Source organism: Hydrogenophaga sp. SL48, from assembly GCF_021729865.1.
Classification (GTDB): Bacteria; Pseudomonadota; Gammaproteobacteria; order Burkholderiales; family Burkholderiaceae_C; genus Hydrogenophaga.
This window is the reverse complement of sequence record NZ_CP063400.1, coordinates 5361667-5377295: the sequence shown is the minus strand read 5'-3', so window position 1 is coordinate 5377295 and position 15629 is coordinate 5361667. Positions and strand designations below refer to the sequence as shown.

At 68.3% G+C, this 15629-nt stretch carries 19 protein-coding genes; 14 read left to right on the top strand and 5 right to left on the bottom strand.

Annotation, left to right across the window (positions count from 1 at the left end):
* Positions 1–182 precede the first annotated feature (182 nt).
* The 4 genes from IM738_RS25650 to IM738_RS25635 all read left to right on the top strand — a co-directional run bounded on the left by IM738_RS25650 (position 183) and on the right by IM738_RS25635 (position 1901).
* The gene (locus IM738_RS25650; protein WP_236963813.1) at positions 183–344 is read left to right on the top strand and encodes a DUF1328 domain-containing protein; all 162 of its coding nucleotides are present in this window, start codon (positions 183–185) and stop codon (positions 342–344) included.
* A 65-nt stretch (positions 345–409) separates the two neighbouring features.
* Positions 410–832: a hypothetical protein gene (locus IM738_RS25645; protein ID WP_236963812.1), complete on the top strand. Its 423-nt coding sequence runs from the start codon at positions 410–412 to the stop codon at positions 830–832.
* Positions 833–921: 89 nt separating this feature from the next.
* Positions 922–1305, top strand: coding sequence for a hypothetical protein (locus IM738_RS25640; protein ID WP_236963811.1), 384 nt, complete (start codon positions 922–924; stop codon positions 1303–1305).
* A complete protein-coding gene (locus IM738_RS25635) occupies positions 1302–1901 on the top strand; it encodes a hypothetical protein (protein ID WP_236963810.1) in 600 nt (199 codons plus the stop codon). The genes IM738_RS25640 and IM738_RS25635 overlap by 4 nt, the downstream gene beginning before the upstream one ends.
* A 33-nt stretch (positions 1902–1934) precedes the next feature.
* Here the strand turns inward: IM738_RS25635 and IM738_RS25630 are convergent, their stop codons facing one another.
* Entirely contained in the window at positions 1935–2567 is a 633-nt protein-coding gene (locus IM738_RS25630) for a response regulator (RefSeq protein ID WP_236963809.1), read from the bottom strand.
* 270 nt (positions 2568–2837) lie between these two features.
* On the opposite strand from IM738_RS25630, the gene IM738_RS25625 reads away from it, so the two are divergent.
* From IM738_RS25625 to IM738_RS25610, 4 genes are all read left to right on the top strand, one after another.
* On the top strand, positions 2838–3059 hold the full coding sequence (locus IM738_RS25625) for a CsbD family protein (protein WP_236963808.1): 222 nt from the start codon (positions 2838–2840) through the stop codon (positions 3057–3059).
* Positions 3060–3213: 154 nt separating this feature from the next.
* Complete coding sequence (locus IM738_RS25620) at positions 3214–3645, top strand: BON domain-containing protein (protein WP_236963807.1); 432 nt, start codon at positions 3214–3216, stop codon at positions 3643–3645.
* A gap of 38 nt (positions 3646–3683) precedes the next feature.
* On the top strand, positions 3684–4061 hold the full coding sequence (locus IM738_RS25615) for a response regulator transcription factor (protein WP_236963806.1): 378 nt from the start codon (positions 3684–3686) through the stop codon (positions 4059–4061).
* A gap of 63 nt (positions 4062–4124) precedes the next feature.
* Positions 4125–5498, top strand: a complete 1374-nt coding sequence (locus tag IM738_RS25610) for an ATP-binding protein (RefSeq protein ID WP_236963805.1) — start codon at positions 4125–4127, stop codon at positions 5496–5498.
* A 25-nt stretch (positions 5499–5523) separates the two neighbouring features.
* On the opposite strand, the gene IM738_RS25605 is transcribed toward IM738_RS25610, so the two are convergent.
* Both IM738_RS25605 and IM738_RS25600 read right to left on the bottom strand, forming a co-directional pair.
* Positions 5524–6684 carry an alpha/beta hydrolase family protein gene (locus IM738_RS25605; RefSeq protein WP_236963804.1) on the bottom strand — a complete coding sequence of 387 codons (1161 nt, stop codon included), beginning with the start codon at positions 6682–6684 and terminating at the stop codon, positions 5524–5526.
* 4 nt (positions 6685–6688) lie between these two features.
* Positions 6689–7282: a 5-formyltetrahydrofolate cyclo-ligase gene (locus tag IM738_RS25600; RefSeq protein ID WP_236963803.1), complete on the bottom strand. Its 594-nt coding sequence runs from the start codon at positions 7280–7282 to the stop codon at positions 6689–6691.
* A 48-nt stretch (positions 7283–7330) separates the two neighbouring features.
* Between IM738_RS25600 and IM738_RS25595 the strand changes: the two genes are divergently transcribed.
* Positions 7331–9319: a lytic transglycosylase domain-containing protein gene (locus IM738_RS25595; protein ID WP_236963802.1), complete on the top strand. Its 1989-nt coding sequence runs from the start codon at positions 7331–7333 to the stop codon at positions 9317–9319.
* The gene (locus IM738_RS25590) at positions 9316–10269 is read left to right on the top strand and encodes a complex I NDUFA9 subunit family protein (RefSeq protein WP_236963801.1); all 954 of its coding nucleotides are present in this window, start codon (positions 9316–9318) and stop codon (positions 10267–10269) included. Before IM738_RS25595 ends, IM738_RS25590 begins: the two co-directional genes overlap by 4 nt.
* 141 nt (positions 10270–10410) lie before the next feature.
* On the opposite strand, the gene IM738_RS25585 is transcribed toward IM738_RS25590, so the two are convergent.
* Positions 10411–11661, bottom strand: coding sequence for an OmpP1/FadL family transporter (locus IM738_RS25585; protein WP_236963800.1), 1251 nt, complete (start codon positions 11659–11661; stop codon positions 10411–10413).
* A 54-nt stretch (positions 11662–11715) separates the two neighbouring features.
* Positions 11716–12294 carry a DUF302 domain-containing protein gene (locus IM738_RS25580; protein ID WP_236963799.1) on the bottom strand — a complete coding sequence of 193 codons (579 nt, stop codon included), beginning with the start codon at positions 12292–12294 and terminating at the stop codon, positions 11716–11718.
* 234 nt (positions 12295–12528) lie between these two features.
* Between IM738_RS25580 and IM738_RS25575 the strand changes: the two genes are divergently transcribed.
* From IM738_RS25575 to IM738_RS25560, 4 genes are all read left to right on the top strand, one after another.
* On the top strand, positions 12529–12858 hold the full coding sequence (locus IM738_RS25575; protein WP_236963798.1) for a metal-sensitive transcriptional regulator: 330 nt from the start codon (positions 12529–12531) through the stop codon (positions 12856–12858).
* A 255-nt stretch (positions 12859–13113) separates the two neighbouring features.
* The gene (locus tag IM738_RS25570; protein ID WP_236963797.1) at positions 13114–13821 is read left to right on the top strand and encodes a glutathione S-transferase family protein; all 708 of its coding nucleotides are present in this window, start codon (positions 13114–13116) and stop codon (positions 13819–13821) included.
* Positions 13822–13845: 24 nt separating this feature from the next.
* Entirely contained in the window at positions 13846–15156 is a 1311-nt protein-coding gene (locus tag IM738_RS25565; RefSeq protein ID WP_236963796.1) for a multifunctional CCA addition/repair protein, read from the top strand.
* Positions 15157–15165: 9 nt separating this feature from the next.
* Entirely contained in the window at positions 15166–15576 is a 411-nt protein-coding gene (locus tag IM738_RS25560) for a hypothetical protein (RefSeq protein ID WP_236963795.1), read from the top strand.
* Positions 15577–15629 lie beyond the last annotated feature (53 nt).

Genomic DNA, 15629 nt, shown 5'->3' with positions numbered 1-15629 from the left:
TGGGGCGGCCCGGCGGTGGATCGCTGAGCCCCCACGCTCAGGGACGCCCTGTCGGCCCAGTCCTACGCCAACCCGTGGGATTGACCGACACCGTGAAGGACAGCGCGTCCATAGACTTCATTCATCGCAGCGACAGGCGTTGCGAAGCCCACCACCCCACCGGGGGGATTCAGGAGTTGTCCATGTTGCACTACGCCGTTGTCTTTCTGGTTGTCGCGCTGATCGCAGCGGTGTTGGGCTTTGGCGGCATCGCCGCCAGCGCCGCCGGCATCGCCAAGATCCTGTTCGTGGTCTTCCTGGTGATGGCCGTCGTCAGTTTCCTGTTCGGCTGGCTCAAGCGCTGAACACGGCACCGACGCCGGCCCACTCACCGCCCACCCTCACCCTTCACTCACTCAAGGAGCCCAAGATGAATGCCACCACCCAACACATCACCGCCGCCGCCCAGGACATGGTGGACACCGGCGCCCGCGTGGCCGAAGTCGCTGCGTCCCGGGTCGTCGGCAAGGCCGACGACCTGATGAACGAAGCCCAGCGAGCCACCGCCGAAACCGAAAAAGCCGTCCAGGCCGGCATCCACCAGCTGCGCGACGCCATTCCGGCGACGATCTCCCGCGCCGCCACCTCCGCCGAAGAGCTGGCCCGCGCCGGGATCGAGAAGGCCCGGGCTGCGCGCGCCGCGGTGGCCGACAAGGCGCATCAGCTGAACGACCAGACCGCCAGCTACGTGCGCCGGGAGCCCACGAAGGCGCTGCTGATCGCCATGGCCGCTGGCGCCGCGGTGACGCTGGCGATCAGCTGGGCCACCCGCAACCGCGCCAGCCACCATTGAAACAACCGCCCCCTGCGAGACCACCCGCTTCGGCGGGTGGTCTCGCAGCGGTGTGTTGAAGACCCTGCCTGCAAGAAAGCGCGCCTGCCGTGATCCACCCCCTTTTCATCTCCCTGGCCCAGCAGCCCGGCCTGCTCACCGAGCACGCTGACGCCTACGTCGACCTCGCCATGGCCGAGTGGCAGGGTGTGACGGGACAACTGAAATCGCGCGCCCTGATCTGGGTGACCACCGCCGTGCTGGGCCTGGTCGGCCTGATGCTGATGGGCACCTCGCTGCTGCTGTGGGCGGTGCTTCCGCTGGCGTCCATGCCCATGCCCTGGCTCCTGTGGGCCGTGCCGGCGGTGCCGCTGCTGGGCGCGGCCCTGTTGGCATGGATCGCGGCCACGCGCCGCGAGCCTCCAGCGTTCGAGTCCCTGCGCGCGCAATGGGCTCAGGACATGGCCACGCTGAAAATCCTGGGCGACGAATGAACCTCCCGCTGCCACAGCCACAGCGCAAGGCCGCAGCGCTCGCGCGGATCGAGGCGTCCCGCACCCGGTTGATCCTGGCCTTGTCGCCCGAAGAGCCTTCCCACTGCGGGAGCGCCCCTGTGCAAGGCGCCACCGCTCACGGCACCAGCGCATTCCCGGCCGCCTCGTTCGCCGCACGCATGAGGCGGCACGGCGTGGGACTCGGGCTCTTCGGCGCCGCCCAGACGCTGGCACGGCGGTGGTGGCGACGGCAGCCCTGGCACGCACCGGCGGAGCTGGTGGCGTCCGCCGTGGCGCAACAGGTCAACCCCATCGTGCGCCGTCACCCCTGGGCCGCGCTGGCGGCCGGTGCAGCGGTGGGCGCGGCGCTGGTGAGCCTCACGCCCTGGGTCTTCGGAGCGGCCAGGAACCGCTGGGCGCCGTGGCGCGCCAATCTGGGGGGCATGCTCTGGTCGCAATTGGGACACGCCTCGGTGCAGATGGCCGTGGCCGGGGCGCTCGCGGCCTGGATCAGCGACCTGGGCCAACAGGCCCAACGCGCGCAGGACCGCGAGGCGGACGCCACCGCACCGCCGCCCCCGGGCGAAACCCCTTAGCGCGTCAGCCCCTCTGCAGGGGCAGGCAGCGGCCTACTGGATCAGGCCATGGGTCATGGCGTAGTAGGTGAGCTCGCTGTTGCTGCCGAGCTTGAGCTTCTCCAGCACCCTCGTGCGGTAGGTGCTGACCGTCTTGACGCTGAGGAACATGGCCTCGGCCATGCTGCCGATGGTCTCGCCCTTGGCCAGGCGCAGAAACACCTGCAGCTCGCGCTCGGACAACAGCTCGTGGGCCGGCCGCTCCAGCCCGCCGGCCACGCCTTCGGCCAGCAGCGTGGCCACGGCCTGGCTGATGTACTTGCGCCCCATCGACACCGTGCGGATCGCCTGCACGATCTCTTCGGGGTCGCACTCCTTGTTGAGATAACCGCTGGCGCCCTGGCGCAGCAGGGTGATGGCGTAGTGGGTTTCGGGAAACCCGCTGAGGATGAGCACGGGCAGCTCGGGCGCCCGCGCCTTGATGGCCTTGAGCGCATCGACACCGCCCTGTTCGGGCATGGAGAGGTCGAGCAGCAACACATCCACCTCGCCCTGGCGGGCCAGTTCGAGCGCCTCGACCCCGTTGCCGGCCTCCCCAGTCACGCGCAGGTCCACGTGCTCGGACAGGAACTGCTTGAGCCCCGCGCGCACGATTTTGTGGTCGTCCACGATCCCCACTCGAATCATCCCGTGCCTCCGTGTCTGGTGCGCCCGCGGCGCGGAAAGGCGCACTGTAACGCGGGAATGCGGTGCCTGCCCGGTGGGAGGACGCGCCCCGGGTCGGCTCCGAACCGACGCACCGACGGCACGCTGTCCTACAGGCCAACGCTGTGCGCACCGACACCGGCTGACCGTTCAAAAAACTACAGTTTCTACACAGCCCGGCGACACCGCTCGCCGCTGTTTTCCGGGGGCTCCCACGGGGGCCCGCAACACCACTGACGAAGGAGCATCACCATGAACTGGGACCGCATTGAAGGCAACTGGAAACAACTCAAGGGCAAGGCCATCGAACAATGGGGCAAGCTCACCGACGACGACTGGAACGTCGTGGCCGGCAAACGCGAACAGCTCACCGGCAAGATCCAGGAGCGCTACGGCTGCGCCAAGGACGAAGCCGAAAAACAGGTGGCCGACTGGGAAAGCCGCGCGAGCGACGACTGGTTCAAAAAACCCTGATGACCCGCCGCTGAACCCGCCGGCTGACGCGCCAGGCGCTCACGCGAGCCCCGGTGTTGTCAGCCATGTCCTACAACCCCATGACAGCGCCACCGATACACTGTGTTTCAAACGCCCCACGCGGTCGCGATGTCGTTCACCAAGGCTTCACACCATGTCCACACACGCCCACTTTCCTGTGTCGCGCACCGCGCTCGCGACCTTTGCCGTCGCGGCCTTGACCAGCCTCGGCGCATGCGCCCAGACGGCGCCCGCCCCACCCCCCACCGTCGGCCAGAGGGTCGACAGTGCGATTGAAAAATCAAAGGAAGTCGCGATCGAGGTCAAGGACAACGCGGTCAGTGCCGTCAACGCGATGTCCGCTTCGTCTGCAGACCTGACCATCACGGCACGCGTCAAAGGCACGCTGGCGGCCGACGCCGAGCTGAGTGCGCGGGCCATCAGCGTCGACACGACCAACGCGGTGGTCTCGCTGTACGGCCCCGCGCCCAGCGCAGAGGCCATCAACCGGGCCACCACCCTGGTCAAGGCGGTGACGGGCGTGGTGGACGTGAAGAACCACCTCACCCTGGTCAAGAAGCCGTAGCGCCAACTCACCCTGACTGCTGCCGACGACCCACGACCATGTCCCCTGTTCGCGCCTTCATCGTGGAGGACAACCCCGTCATCCTGAAAGACCTGGTCACCACCCTGGAGGAATTGACGCCGGTGCGCGTGGTCGGTACTGCGCGCACCGAGGCCGACGCGGTTCGGGAACTGGAGCAGCGCAAGGAAGACCTCGACCTGGTCATCGTGGACATCTTCCTCGCCTCGGGAAGTGGCCTGGGGGTGCTGGCGCGCGCGCAGGCGCTGAACCTGCCGATGCGCCGTGTGGTGCTGACCAACTACCCCTCTCCCGACATGCGACAGCGCTGCGCGGCCCTCGGCGCCGACCGGCTCTTCGACAAATCACGGGAACTCGACGAACTGATCACCTACTGCGAAGGCATGCCCAGCGCCTGATCGCAGCCTCGCCCCGGTGAGCTACCCTTGCACCCCCATCACCCTGGCAGGCCGGCCCCGATCATGAGCTTGGAAGACACCGCACCCGGAAAACTGCGCTCCACCATCGAATGGGTGGCGCGCGGCCGCTACCTGATGCCGGTCGTGGTGGTGGTGGGTGTGGCGGCCATGGGGATCAACGAGTCCACCTACCAGCACTCCCATCGCACCTTGTCCAGCGGCATTGCCCTCACCGACGCACGCATCCGGTCGGCCGAAGCGCTGCAGGCCCTGACGGACACGGACCTGCACGCCCGGTCGTACCTCATGTCGAAGGCCCCGCAGGAGCTCGCCAAGTACCGGGAGACGCTCCAGCGCCTGGACAGCCTGAAAAATGACGCTGTCGCGCTGGTGCGCCAGATGGACCCCGACCACACCATCTCGCTCGAACGGGTGGAACGGCTTCTGGCGGATCACGTGCGCGGCACCGACGCCTGGGTAGAGGCGTTTGAGCGCGGCGACACCGCGAAGGCCATCGCCGCGTCTGTCAGTGCCGTCACGCGCACACGCCGGAACGAGTTGCGCGAGGAGTTCGATCTGGTGCTGCAGAAGTCGGGCGCCATCCAGGAGAACGCCCGGTATTCGCTGTACCGGGCGCTGTCGCTGAACCGGCTGGCCATCCACCTGCTGGCGCTGGCCACCGCGCTGGCGCTGTTTTACTTCCAGCACCTGTTGCGCGAGGAAGACCGCAAGCTGGCCCGGGAGCGGCTGCTGCTGGCCGACCGGGTGAAAGAGCGGACCGCCGAACTCACCGAGATGGCCACCCACCTGGTCAACGCCCGGGAAGACGAAAGGGCCCACGTCGCGCGCGAACTGCACGACGAGATGGGTGGGTTGCTGACCGCGATGAAACTGGAGTTTGCCCGGTTGCGCCGCCTGCCCGACATGCCGGAGAAGGCCACCGAGCGCCTGGCGTCGGTGGAATCACGCCTCAACGAGGGCATCGCGATCAAGCGCCGCATCATCGAAAACCTGCGCCCCTCGTCGCTGGACCAGCTGGGGCTCGTGCCGGCGCTGGACATGTTGTGCCGCGACATGGCCGGCGTGCTGGGCAAACCGGTGGAGACCGAGCTGCAGCCCGTCGCCGTGGACCGCGGTGCCGAGCTGACCCTGTTCAGGGTCGCGCAGGAATCGCTGACCAACATCGGCAAATACGCGCAGTGCGCCCGGGTGCAGGTGCGGTTGAAACAGCTCGGCCCGGCGGTGCAGCTCTCGGTTCAGGACGACGGGCAGGGCTTTTCTCCCGCCCGGGTTCCCCACGGGCGCCACGGTCTGAGCGGCATGCGGGTGCGCATGGAATCGCACGGCGGGCGCTTGACGGTCTTCAGCGCGCCGGGGCACGGCACCACCATCACCGCCGAACTGCCCGCGACCCAGGCCGCGCCAGCGCCCGCCTGACGGCGGCGCCCTCACCGCCCGGCCGTCACCCCAGCTGGCGTGCCACCCAGTCGCTCACCAGCAGCACCGACGCCTGCAAGGGCACCGGCTGGCCCTGGAAGTAGTGGTTGGCGCCGGGGATCACGTGCATCTCCTTGTCAGCGCTGCCGGCCGCGGCAAACATGAGGCCGATGTCGGGCTGCGGCACGGCATCGTCCGCGCCGTGTTCGATGGCCAGCAGCGGCACGCTGACCTGGCGCGCGCAGGCCTCGCCATCGGCGCGCGAGTCGTCAATGGACCACTGCGAGAGCCAGGAGCGCAGCGTCGAGAAACGCGCCATGCCCACCGGTCCGCTGTTCACGGTCTCCGGCACCCCGAGGTAACAGCGGCCCACGGGGCGGCCGTTGGGGTCGATGGAGCCGTCAAGGAAACGCGGGTCGGCCAGGGTGCGGTGGGTGACAAAACCGCGCTCCAGCTCGGCACCGCCCCGGCGCCGCAGCTCGTCCAGGGTTTCTTTCACGCGGTCCGTGATGCGCCGCAGGCGCGCGAGCTGGGCCGCGCGGTAGGCCGCCAGCCAGTCGGCCGGGTACGGCGCGCTGAAGGGCAGTGACGGCGCATACAGATCGAAGGAGGGATTGCGCTGGTCCGGGTCGGCCTCGTCGATCACGGACGGGTCGATCCAGTCGCGCAGGCACTGGGCGCGCGAACGGTGCGCGGCCTCCAGCACCACACCATCGGCCGGGATCAGGCCCGCACCCACGATGTCCACCGGGTCGCCCGCCGGTGTCTGGGTGATGGTCGGGTGCTCGGCCTGCGACTGGTAGAACAGCGCCAGCGACCCGCCGCCCGACCAGCCCATGAGGATCACGCGCTCAAAACCCAGCACCTCTTTGGCGTGGCGCACGCAGGCGCCCATGTCCAGCACCACCTTCTCCATGATCAGCGCCGTGTCGTTCTTGGCGTAGCGGCTGCCCATGCACAGCACCGGGTAACCGGCCGCGGCCAGCGCGGGGGGCAAGGGGAGCAGCTGCAGCGTGGAGCTGGGGTGCATCATCAGGAACACCACCTCGCGCGAGGCGCCGGGCGCGCTGATCAGCAGGCCTTCGAGGTTGACCGCGCCCTGGCTGCCGGAAAAACCGTAGGTTTCGGTGAAGGCGCTGGTTTCGCGGTAGGCGATGTGCACCCACTGGTGCGTCAGTCCGCTCACCGCGTCACCCGCTCACGGGCCACATCACCCCGGTGTCGGCCAGGATCGCGTCCAGCGGCACGTCGTGCGACTCGGGCATCAGGTCGGGCAGGTAGGAGAAGTCGTAACCCAGGCCCACGGTGAAGGGCTTGGGGCTCAGCGAGGCCAGCGTGCGGTCGTAGAAACCGCCACCGTAGCCCAGCCGGTAGCCACCCGGGCCATAGCCCACGCAGGGCACGAAGATGAGCGTGGGCTCGATGATCTCGGTGTCTTTCGGCTTCGGGATGCCGTAGGCGTCTTCTTCCATCGGGCAGCCTGGGAACCAGCTGTAGAAGGTGAGCGTCTTATCAATTTTGTTGACCACCGGCAGCCCGATGCGGCGGTGCTTCTGGGCGCCCTGGGCGTCTTCTTCGAGCCCCGCCTCCTGCCAGCGGAACAGCGCCGGCAGCGGGTCGAACTCGCCCTTGATGGGCCAGTAGGCGCCGATCACCGCGTCGGGCCGGTGGATCAACCAGACGCGCATCACGCGCTGCAACAGGTCGTTGCGCCAGGCCCGGTCGGCCAGGTTCTGGCGCTTCTCGATCAGTTGTTTGCGCCAAGCGGGTTTGGGCCCATCCAAAGGCCGAACGGTTGCAGGTTGAACGTCTTTGTTGTCCATAATCGCCGCATGAAACTGGTGATCCTGAAACAGGGTCTTGTGCCCATTATGGCCGCGCTGCTGATGCAGGGCGCCGCCTGGGCACAAGGCAGTGCCGATGCGGCCCTGCTGGAAATGCGCGACGCCTTCCGGCGCAACAACACGTTGGCGCTCAGCACCCTGCTGCCCCGGGTGCGCGGCCACGTGCTCGAACCCATGGCCATCTACTGGGACGCCAAGGCCAGGCTGGAGACCGCCAGCCCCGACGAGGTGCGTGCGGCGATGGTCAGCATGGCAGGCACCTACTGGGAAGACCGCTTGCGCAACGACTGGCTGCTGCAACTGGGCCGGCAGCGGGACTGGGGCAATTTCGAAGCCGAGCTGCCGCGCTACCGCATGAACGATGACCGGCAGGTGCGGTGTTATGCGCTGATGCTCGACGCCGTGGCCCGCCGCAAGCCGGCCGATGAAGCCGCCCGGCAGGTCGCACAACTCTGGCACGCGCAGCGCGAGGCCGACGACGGTTGCGCCACCGCGGCCAAGGCCTTTCTCGACAGCGGCCACCTCCAGCCCGAGGTGGTCTGGCAGCGCGCGCGCCTGGCGATGGAAAGCAACCGCCCCGCGGTCGTGACCCAGGCCGTTGCGCTGTTGAACCCGGAATGGATCGGCATGGTCAGTGCCATCGCCGTGGACCCCGCGCGTTACCTCGATGAGAAGTTCACCGCCATCCGCCCCCGCACCAAGGAGCTGGTCACGCTGGCCATCATCCGCCTGGCCAGCCTCGACACCGCTGCGGCCGCGCGCGAGATGGAGCACATGCGCTGGAAAACGCAGCTCACGAATGAAGAGCGCAGCTGGCTCTGGGGCGTGATCGGCAAGCGTCTGGCGCAGACACCGCAAGGGCCGGCGCTGGCCGCCTTCGTGAACGGGGACGACCGGCTCATGCACGCCGATCACCTGGCCTGGAAGGCGCGCGCGGGCCTGCGGGCCGGCGCCTGGGGCCATGTGCGCGACGCCATCGCCGCCATGGAAGAGGTCCAGCGCAACGAACCCACCTGGGTCTACTGGCGCGCGCGCGCGCTGCAGGCGCTCAAGGAGCCCGACGCGCAGTCGGCCCAGGCCCAGGCCCGCGCGCTCTACGAATCCATCGCCTCGGCCCGCGGCTACCACGAACAGCTGGCCCTGGAAGAGCTGGGGCGGCCCATCACCACACCACCAGCCCCGGCCCCGCTGACGCCCCAGGAGCTGGCCTGGCTGCAGGCCCACCCCGGCCTGCAGCGGGCGCTGGCCGCGATCCGGCTGGGCCTGCGCAGCGAAGGCGTGCGCGAGTGGAACTACAGCACCAACCTGCACACGGCCGGCGGCATGACCGATCGCGAACTGCTGGCCGCCGCCGCACTGGCCTGCCAGAACGAGCTGTGGGACCGGTGCATCAACACCAGCGAGCGCACCCGCGACCTGCAGGACCACGCGCAGCGCTTCCCGATGCCGCACCGCGCGCTGGTGATCCGGCGCGCGGCCGAGATCGGGCTCGATCCCGCCTACGTCTATGGCCTGATCCGGCAGGAGAGCCGCTTCGTCACCGACGCCCGCTCGGGCGTGGGCGCCTCGGGCCTGATGCAGGTGATGCCCGCCACCGCGCGATGGACCGCGCGCAAGATCGGCCTGACCGACTTCCAGTCGCACCAGATCACCGACCGCGACACCAACATCCTGATCGGCACGGCCTACCTGAAGTTCGCGCTCGACGATCTCGAAGGCTCGCTCCCGCTGGCCGCCGCCGCCTACAACGCCGGACCAAGGCGCGCGCGCGCCTGGCGCGAGGGCGCCGTGCTCCCGGGCGAGATCTGGGCCGAGAACATCCCCTTCGAAGAGACCCGCGACTACGTCAAGAAGGTGCTCGCCAACACCACCAGCTACGCGGCCCTGATCACCGGCCAGCCACAGTCACTGCGCGCGCGCATGGGCGTGGTCGGCCCGGCGCTCGACCCGAACGCCATCCACAAAGAACTCCCTTGAACAACATCCTCGTCCTCGGCGGCACCGGCTTCGTCGGTCGCCATGTCTGCGAAAAAATCCAGCGCGAGGGCTGGCGCAGCACGGTGCCCACACGGCGCGCCCTCAACGCAGCAGCGGTGCAGCACCTGCCGCGCCTGACCGTGATCGAGGCCGACGTGCACGACGAAGCCAGCCTGCGCCGCCTGCTGCCAGGGCACGACGCGGTGGTCAACCTCGTGGCCATCCTGCACGGCAACGAGGCCTCGTTCGAACGCGCCCACGTGACCCTGCCCGCCACCCTGGCGCGCGCCTGCCACGCCACGGGGGTGCGCCGGCTGGTGCACGTGAGCGCGCTCGGTGTGGCGCTCGATGGCCCGTCGATGTACCAGCGCAGCAAGGCGCGGGGCGAAGAGGTTCTGCGCGCTGCCGGGCTGGACCTGAGCATCCTGCGGCCCAGCGTCATCTTTGGCGCAGGCGACCGTTTCCTGAACCTGTTTGCGCAACTGCAGGCGGTGTTTCCGGTGGTGCCGCTGGCCGGTTCGACCGCGCGTTTCCAGCCGGTGTGGGTGGAAGATGTGACCAGCGCGGTGATCGCCTGCCTGCGCGACAGCGGCCTGCCGATGAGCAGCGTAGGCCAGACCTTCGACTGCGCCGGACCCGATGTGCTGACCCTGGCCCAGTTGGTGCACATCGCCGGCGAATTCGGCAGCCGTGCCCGGCCAGTGTTGCCGTTGCCGAGGGCGCTGGGCCAGTTGCAGGCCCGCCTGATGGAGCTGATGCCTGGCGAGCCGCTCATGAGCCGCGACAACCTCGCGGCCATGCAGGTGGACAACGTCGCGAATGGCCAGTGGCCTGGGCTGAAGTCCCTGGGGATCGAACCCGCGTCGGTGCGGTCCGTCGCACCAACCTACCTAGGCCAGCGCGGTGGCCGCAGCCATCTGGACGGGTTCCGGCGCGGCCTGCGTCGCTGACACAACGTCGATAGAAGATGAAGATGGCGCCGAAGCGCCACCCAGTCGCCTGAAACGGTGCCCCCAGGGCACCGCCGGGCCGGCTTTGCCGGACGGCCAGTGCCGCCCCCAGGGGGTAGCGCGAAGCGCTGCGGGGGGTACTTAAAACCTCGTCGCCCACTGCACGCCCAAGGCGGTCTGGCGCATGCTGACGGTCTCGGTGCCACCCAGCATCGATGGGCCAGTGACTTTCACGCGTGGCGCGTACATGAACGACCAGCTGAGTTCGGTGTCCTTGGCCAGCGCGTGTGTGGCACCCAAGGTGAAGTGCGACTTCATCACGCCGGGCGCCAGGATGTTGGGGGTGATGTTGGCCGAGGTGACCGGGTTGTCGCTGCGGGTGTAGCCCGCGCGCAGCGTCAGCTGGGGGCTCATCTGCCATTGCGCGCCGAGCTTGAACACGTCGATGTTCTGCCAGCCGAAGCCACCGCCTGGTGAACCGCCCAGCGGGCCCGCCGTGGCGGCATTGCCGATCGCGGGCACGTCGCCGTAGCCGATGCGCTGGTAATCGGCGGCCAGCGTCAGCTGGGGCGTGGCCTTCACAGCGACGCCGACACTCAGGTTTTCCGGGATGTCGAAGTCACCGCCGTTGGCGAACAGGCCGGCGTATTCCTTGAAGCGGCTCATGTTGACCTTCGGCGAATACGACGCCCCCACGCTCACCGTGTCGGAAAGCTGACCCATGTAGCCCAGGCGCACCCCGAAACCGGAGCTGTAGTCATAGCCACTGCCCGTCAGATGGCCTGCGTCCACCGACATCCGGGAGAAGCCTTCGAGGCCATACGCCTTGAAGGCCTGGTACACCAGCAGGGGTGACACGCCGACGCTGTGCCGGGGGTTGAGCTTGTAGGCGAACGTGGGCGCGACCACCAGCTGGATCAGGTCCACCCCCAGCTCGCCCGAGCCGCACAGCGCGTTGGCCGGACCTTGCCCGCAATTGAGCTGACCGCCGGGATAGGTGGTGTTCATGCCGCCGTTGCCGTAGACCGTCACGCCGGCGGCCATGTCGCTGGAGAGGGGCTGGATGTAGCCGAACTCCGGGACCAGGAAGTTGCGTTTGCCGCTGCGCACCGTGGTGTCGAGCATGCCGCCGGTTCCGGTGCGCGACATCTCGCGGTCGGGCATGAACAGGTCCACGCCCAGGTCCAGGCGCCCACCGGTGAAGGCCGCCGAGGCCGGGTTGTTGGCCCCGGCAAAGGCGTCCTGGGCCAGGGCGGTGGCGGCCCCGCCCATGCCCTTGGCCTTGATGCCGTAACCATGGGAGAAGTAGCCATCGGTGGCGTGGGCGGCCGTCAGGGCGCTGCCAGCGGCGATCAGCGCGGCAGCGCGCACGGCGTGGAGGGGGAAGTTCATGAGGGTGTCTCCGTTGTTGTGGGGGTGAAGTCTGTCCAGGCGCTGGCGTTCGGGTCAGAACTCGCCCTTGGAGGCGCGTTGCATCATTTCCCAGATCGTGTCGCGCACGGCCTGGGCTTCTTCCTTCAGCGGCGAAGGCAGCTTGCGGCCCATCTTGACCATCATGTCCATGTTGAGGGTGTAGAGCCAAAGGCTCCCGTCGTCGAGCTCGACCACCGACACGCGGCAAGGCAGGTAGGCGGCCATGTGGGGGCTGAAGTCCACCATCTTGCGGGCGGTTCCCGGGCTGCAGAACGAGTAGACCGTCAGCAGCTTTTCTTTCTTGCCCGAGCGCGCTTCGAGTTCTTTGGACAGTGGCAACGTGCCCACATCGCGCATGTTGCGCTCCACGGCCACGGCCTTGAGGATCTCTTCCACGTCTTTGGCACTCACGCCGGGCTTGACCTTGGCTTCCCAGGTGGTGGCAATGGCGATGTCGCCATTGCCCTCGATCCAGCGGTCCCACATGCGGGATGCCTCGGCTCCGGCACCGCTTTCGAGTTTGCCCATGGTGGAAATCGTCCCGCAACCGGTGGTGGCGAGCAGGGTGGCGACCAGGGCCAGGCCCAGGGATAAGCGTGTCCAGAACGGCATGAAACATTCCTTGAAGTGGATGGGTGTTGGCCGAGAAAGAGCAAGGCGTCCGTGCCTTGACTTTTCTCAACCGCTGACACCCTCCACCGTATCCATGCATTCGAATATCGCCATTGGTGACTACCCTAGGGGGTAGGGTAGTCACCAAGCTCATGGGGCAACAACCATCCGGCAAGTTGCCCGGGCTTTCGAATTTTTGGCACACTCGACCCGACTCACCACACGGGACACTCCATGGCCACCACCGCCAAATCCAAGCCAGCTGCCGCCGCCACCCCCCCGCTGTCGGCCTCGGCCACCTTCCGCTCTGAACACCAGCGCGACGTGGTCAACCGGCTCAAGCGCATCGAAGGGCAGGTGCGCGGCCTGATCGACATGGTCGAGAGTGGCCGTCCCTGCGAAGACGTGGCACAGCAGATGTCGGCCGCGCGCAAGGCCATGGACAAGGCCTTCTACCGGATGATGGCCTGCTCGGTGATGGAAGCGGTGTCGGTGTCGGAGTCCGAAGACCAGACCTTCCGCGAGGTCGAGCGTTCGACGCGGATTCTCGAAAAATACGCATAACACGAGAACCACCCCCGCGCCGGGCTTGCAGCCCGTCACCCCCTCAAGGGGGCAACTCGAGCGGCCTGGCAAAGCCAGTTCCGCCGCGTTCTGGGTTGAGGCATTTCGCGCCGGAGGTCGCACGCAAGCTTGCGCAGCAAGCTGCTGCATCGCTGGCGAGTGGCTGTTTCGCTCGAATCAATACCGCGGTTTTTTGGCATCAATGCGGCGCCGGCCAGGGCTTAGCATGGGCGCCTTCACACGGAGATTTCACCCATGGCATTGCAGCTCTTCATCGGCAACAAAAACTATTCGTCCTGGTCCATGCGCCCCTGGGTGCTGATGACGCAGGCCGGCATTCCCTTTGAGGAGGTCATGGTGCGCTTCGACTCGTTCGAGGCGGACTCCAGCTTCAAGAAGCAGCTGCGCGGCGTGAACCCGGTGGGCAAGGTGCCGGTGCTGGTGGATGACGGCTTCGCGGTCTGGGACACGCTGGCCATCGCCGAGTACCTGGCCGAGCGCTTTCCCGAGAAGACCCTCTGGCCGGTCGACCCGAAGCAGCGGGCCCGCGCGCGCAGCGTCTGCGCCGAAATGCACAGCGGCTTCGGCTCGTTGCGCAGCCACTGCCCGATGAACATCGAAGCCTCGTTGCCCGACACCGGCCGCCTGATCTGGCGCGACCAGGCCGGCGTGCGCGCCGACCTGGCGCGGCTCAGCGGGCTCTGGGGCGAGCTGCTCGCGGCCCAGCCCGCGACCCTGCCCGATGGCGGTGGCCCCCTGCTGTTCGGGTCGTTCAGCATCGCCGACGCCTACTTCGCGCCGGTGTGCATGCGGCTGAAGACCTACGCGCTGCCACTGGCCGCCGACCTGCAGGCGTATGTGGACCGCGTGGCCGCGCTGCCGGGCGTGCGGGCCTGGATCGACGGCGCGCTGGCCGAACACGACTTCCTCGATTTCGAAGAGCCCTACCGATTGGGCCGCTGAAGCGTTCCCCCTAAACTCCCGCCCATGGACATCTATCTTGTGGGCGGGGCGGTGCGGGACGCCTGGATGGCGGAGGGTGCGAACGCCACGCCGTCGCATGTGGACCGCGACTGGGTGGTGGTGGGTGCGACACCTCAGGCCATGCAGGACCGGGGCTTTCTGCCCGTGGGTCGCGACTTCCCGGTGTTTCTGCACCCTGAAACCCGCGAGGAATACGCGCTCGCGCGCACAGAGCGCAAGACAGCCCCGGGCTACCAGGGCTTTGCCTTCCACGCCGACCCCAGCGTCACACTCGAGGACGATCTGGCGCGGCGCGACCTCACCATCAATGCGATGGCCGTGGCCCTGGGCGACGCCGACGACCCGGCCCGGGCGCCCCTGATCGACCCCCACGGTGGCCTGAGCGACCTGCGGGCACGGGTGCTGCGCCACGTGACCCACGCCTTTGCCGAAGACCCGGTGCGCATCCTGCGTGTGGCGCGTTTTGCCGCCCGTTTCCCGGACTTTTCGGTCGCCCCCGACACACAGGCCCTGATGCGCCAGATGGTCGATGACGGCGAGGTGGACCACCTGGTGCCCGAGCGGGTCTGGCAGGAACTCTCGCGCGGGCTCATGGAGCAGCGGCCGAGCCGCATGTTCGAGGTGCTCAGGGAATGCGGCGCGCTGGTGCGGCTGCTGCCCGAGGTGGACCGGCTCTGGGGCGTGCCGCAGCGCGCTGAATACCACCCCGAGATCGACACCGGCGTGCACCTGATGATGGTGCTCGACATGAGCGCGCGCCTGGGCGCGGGCCTGCCGGTGCGCTTCGCCTGCCTGTGCCACGACCTGGGCAAGGGCACGACGCCCGCCGACGTCCTGCCGCGCCACATCGGCCACGAAGAGCGCAGCGCCCGCTTGCTGCGCGGCGTGTGCGACCGCTGGCGCGTGCCGCGCGAGAGCCGCGAGCTGGCCGACGTGGTGGCGCGCGAGCACGGCAACATCCACCGCAGCGGCGACCTGGGTGCGGCGGCGCTGGTGCGGCTGCTGGAGCGCTGCGACGCGCTGCGGCGACCGGAACGGTTTGTCGAGGTGCTGCTGGCCTGCGAGTGCGATGCCCGCGGGCGTCTCGGGCATGGCGAGAATGCCTACCCCCAGAGCGCCCGGCTGCTGGGCGTGCTGGCGGCGGCGCGGTCCGTCGACACCGGGGAGATAGCCCGCGCCGCCCAGCAGCCAGGCGCCCATCCGGACCACAATGCACAGGTCAGCGCGCCGGCGGCGGGCGAACGCATCGCCCATGCCATCCACCAGGCGCGTTGCCGCGCCGTGGCCCAGTCGCTGAATCTGGAGCCTTCCTAGGAGCCCGACATGGCCAGCAACCCGTTCAACCCCGCCCTGCCCGAAGGCATCCGCCGTTTCGGCTTTCGCAAATGGTACGAACGCGAGCTGCTTTCCAGCCACGCCCACATGGCGCTGGCCCTGGTGTCGGCGGTGGCGCTGATCGCCAGCTTCGAGGCCTTCAAAGGCGGCAGCTGGGGCGAGAAGCTGATCGACACGGCCTTTGTGCTGATCTGTGCGAGTGTCTCGCTCTGGGCGCTGCGCCGTTACCTCTACCTGTTGATGCACGCCGAAGAAATGGCGAACCAGGCCAACTGCGGGCAATGCAAAGCCTATGGCCTGTTGCTGCTGGACAAGACACGCGTCGCCGAGCCGGCCGCCCGGCTGGTGCCGGTGTGCTGCAAGCGCTGCGGTTTTCGCTGGAACATGGAAGACGCTTGAAGGCAAGCACCCCCCGCGCCGCTGCGCGTCACCCCCCTCTCTCGCCTTCGGCG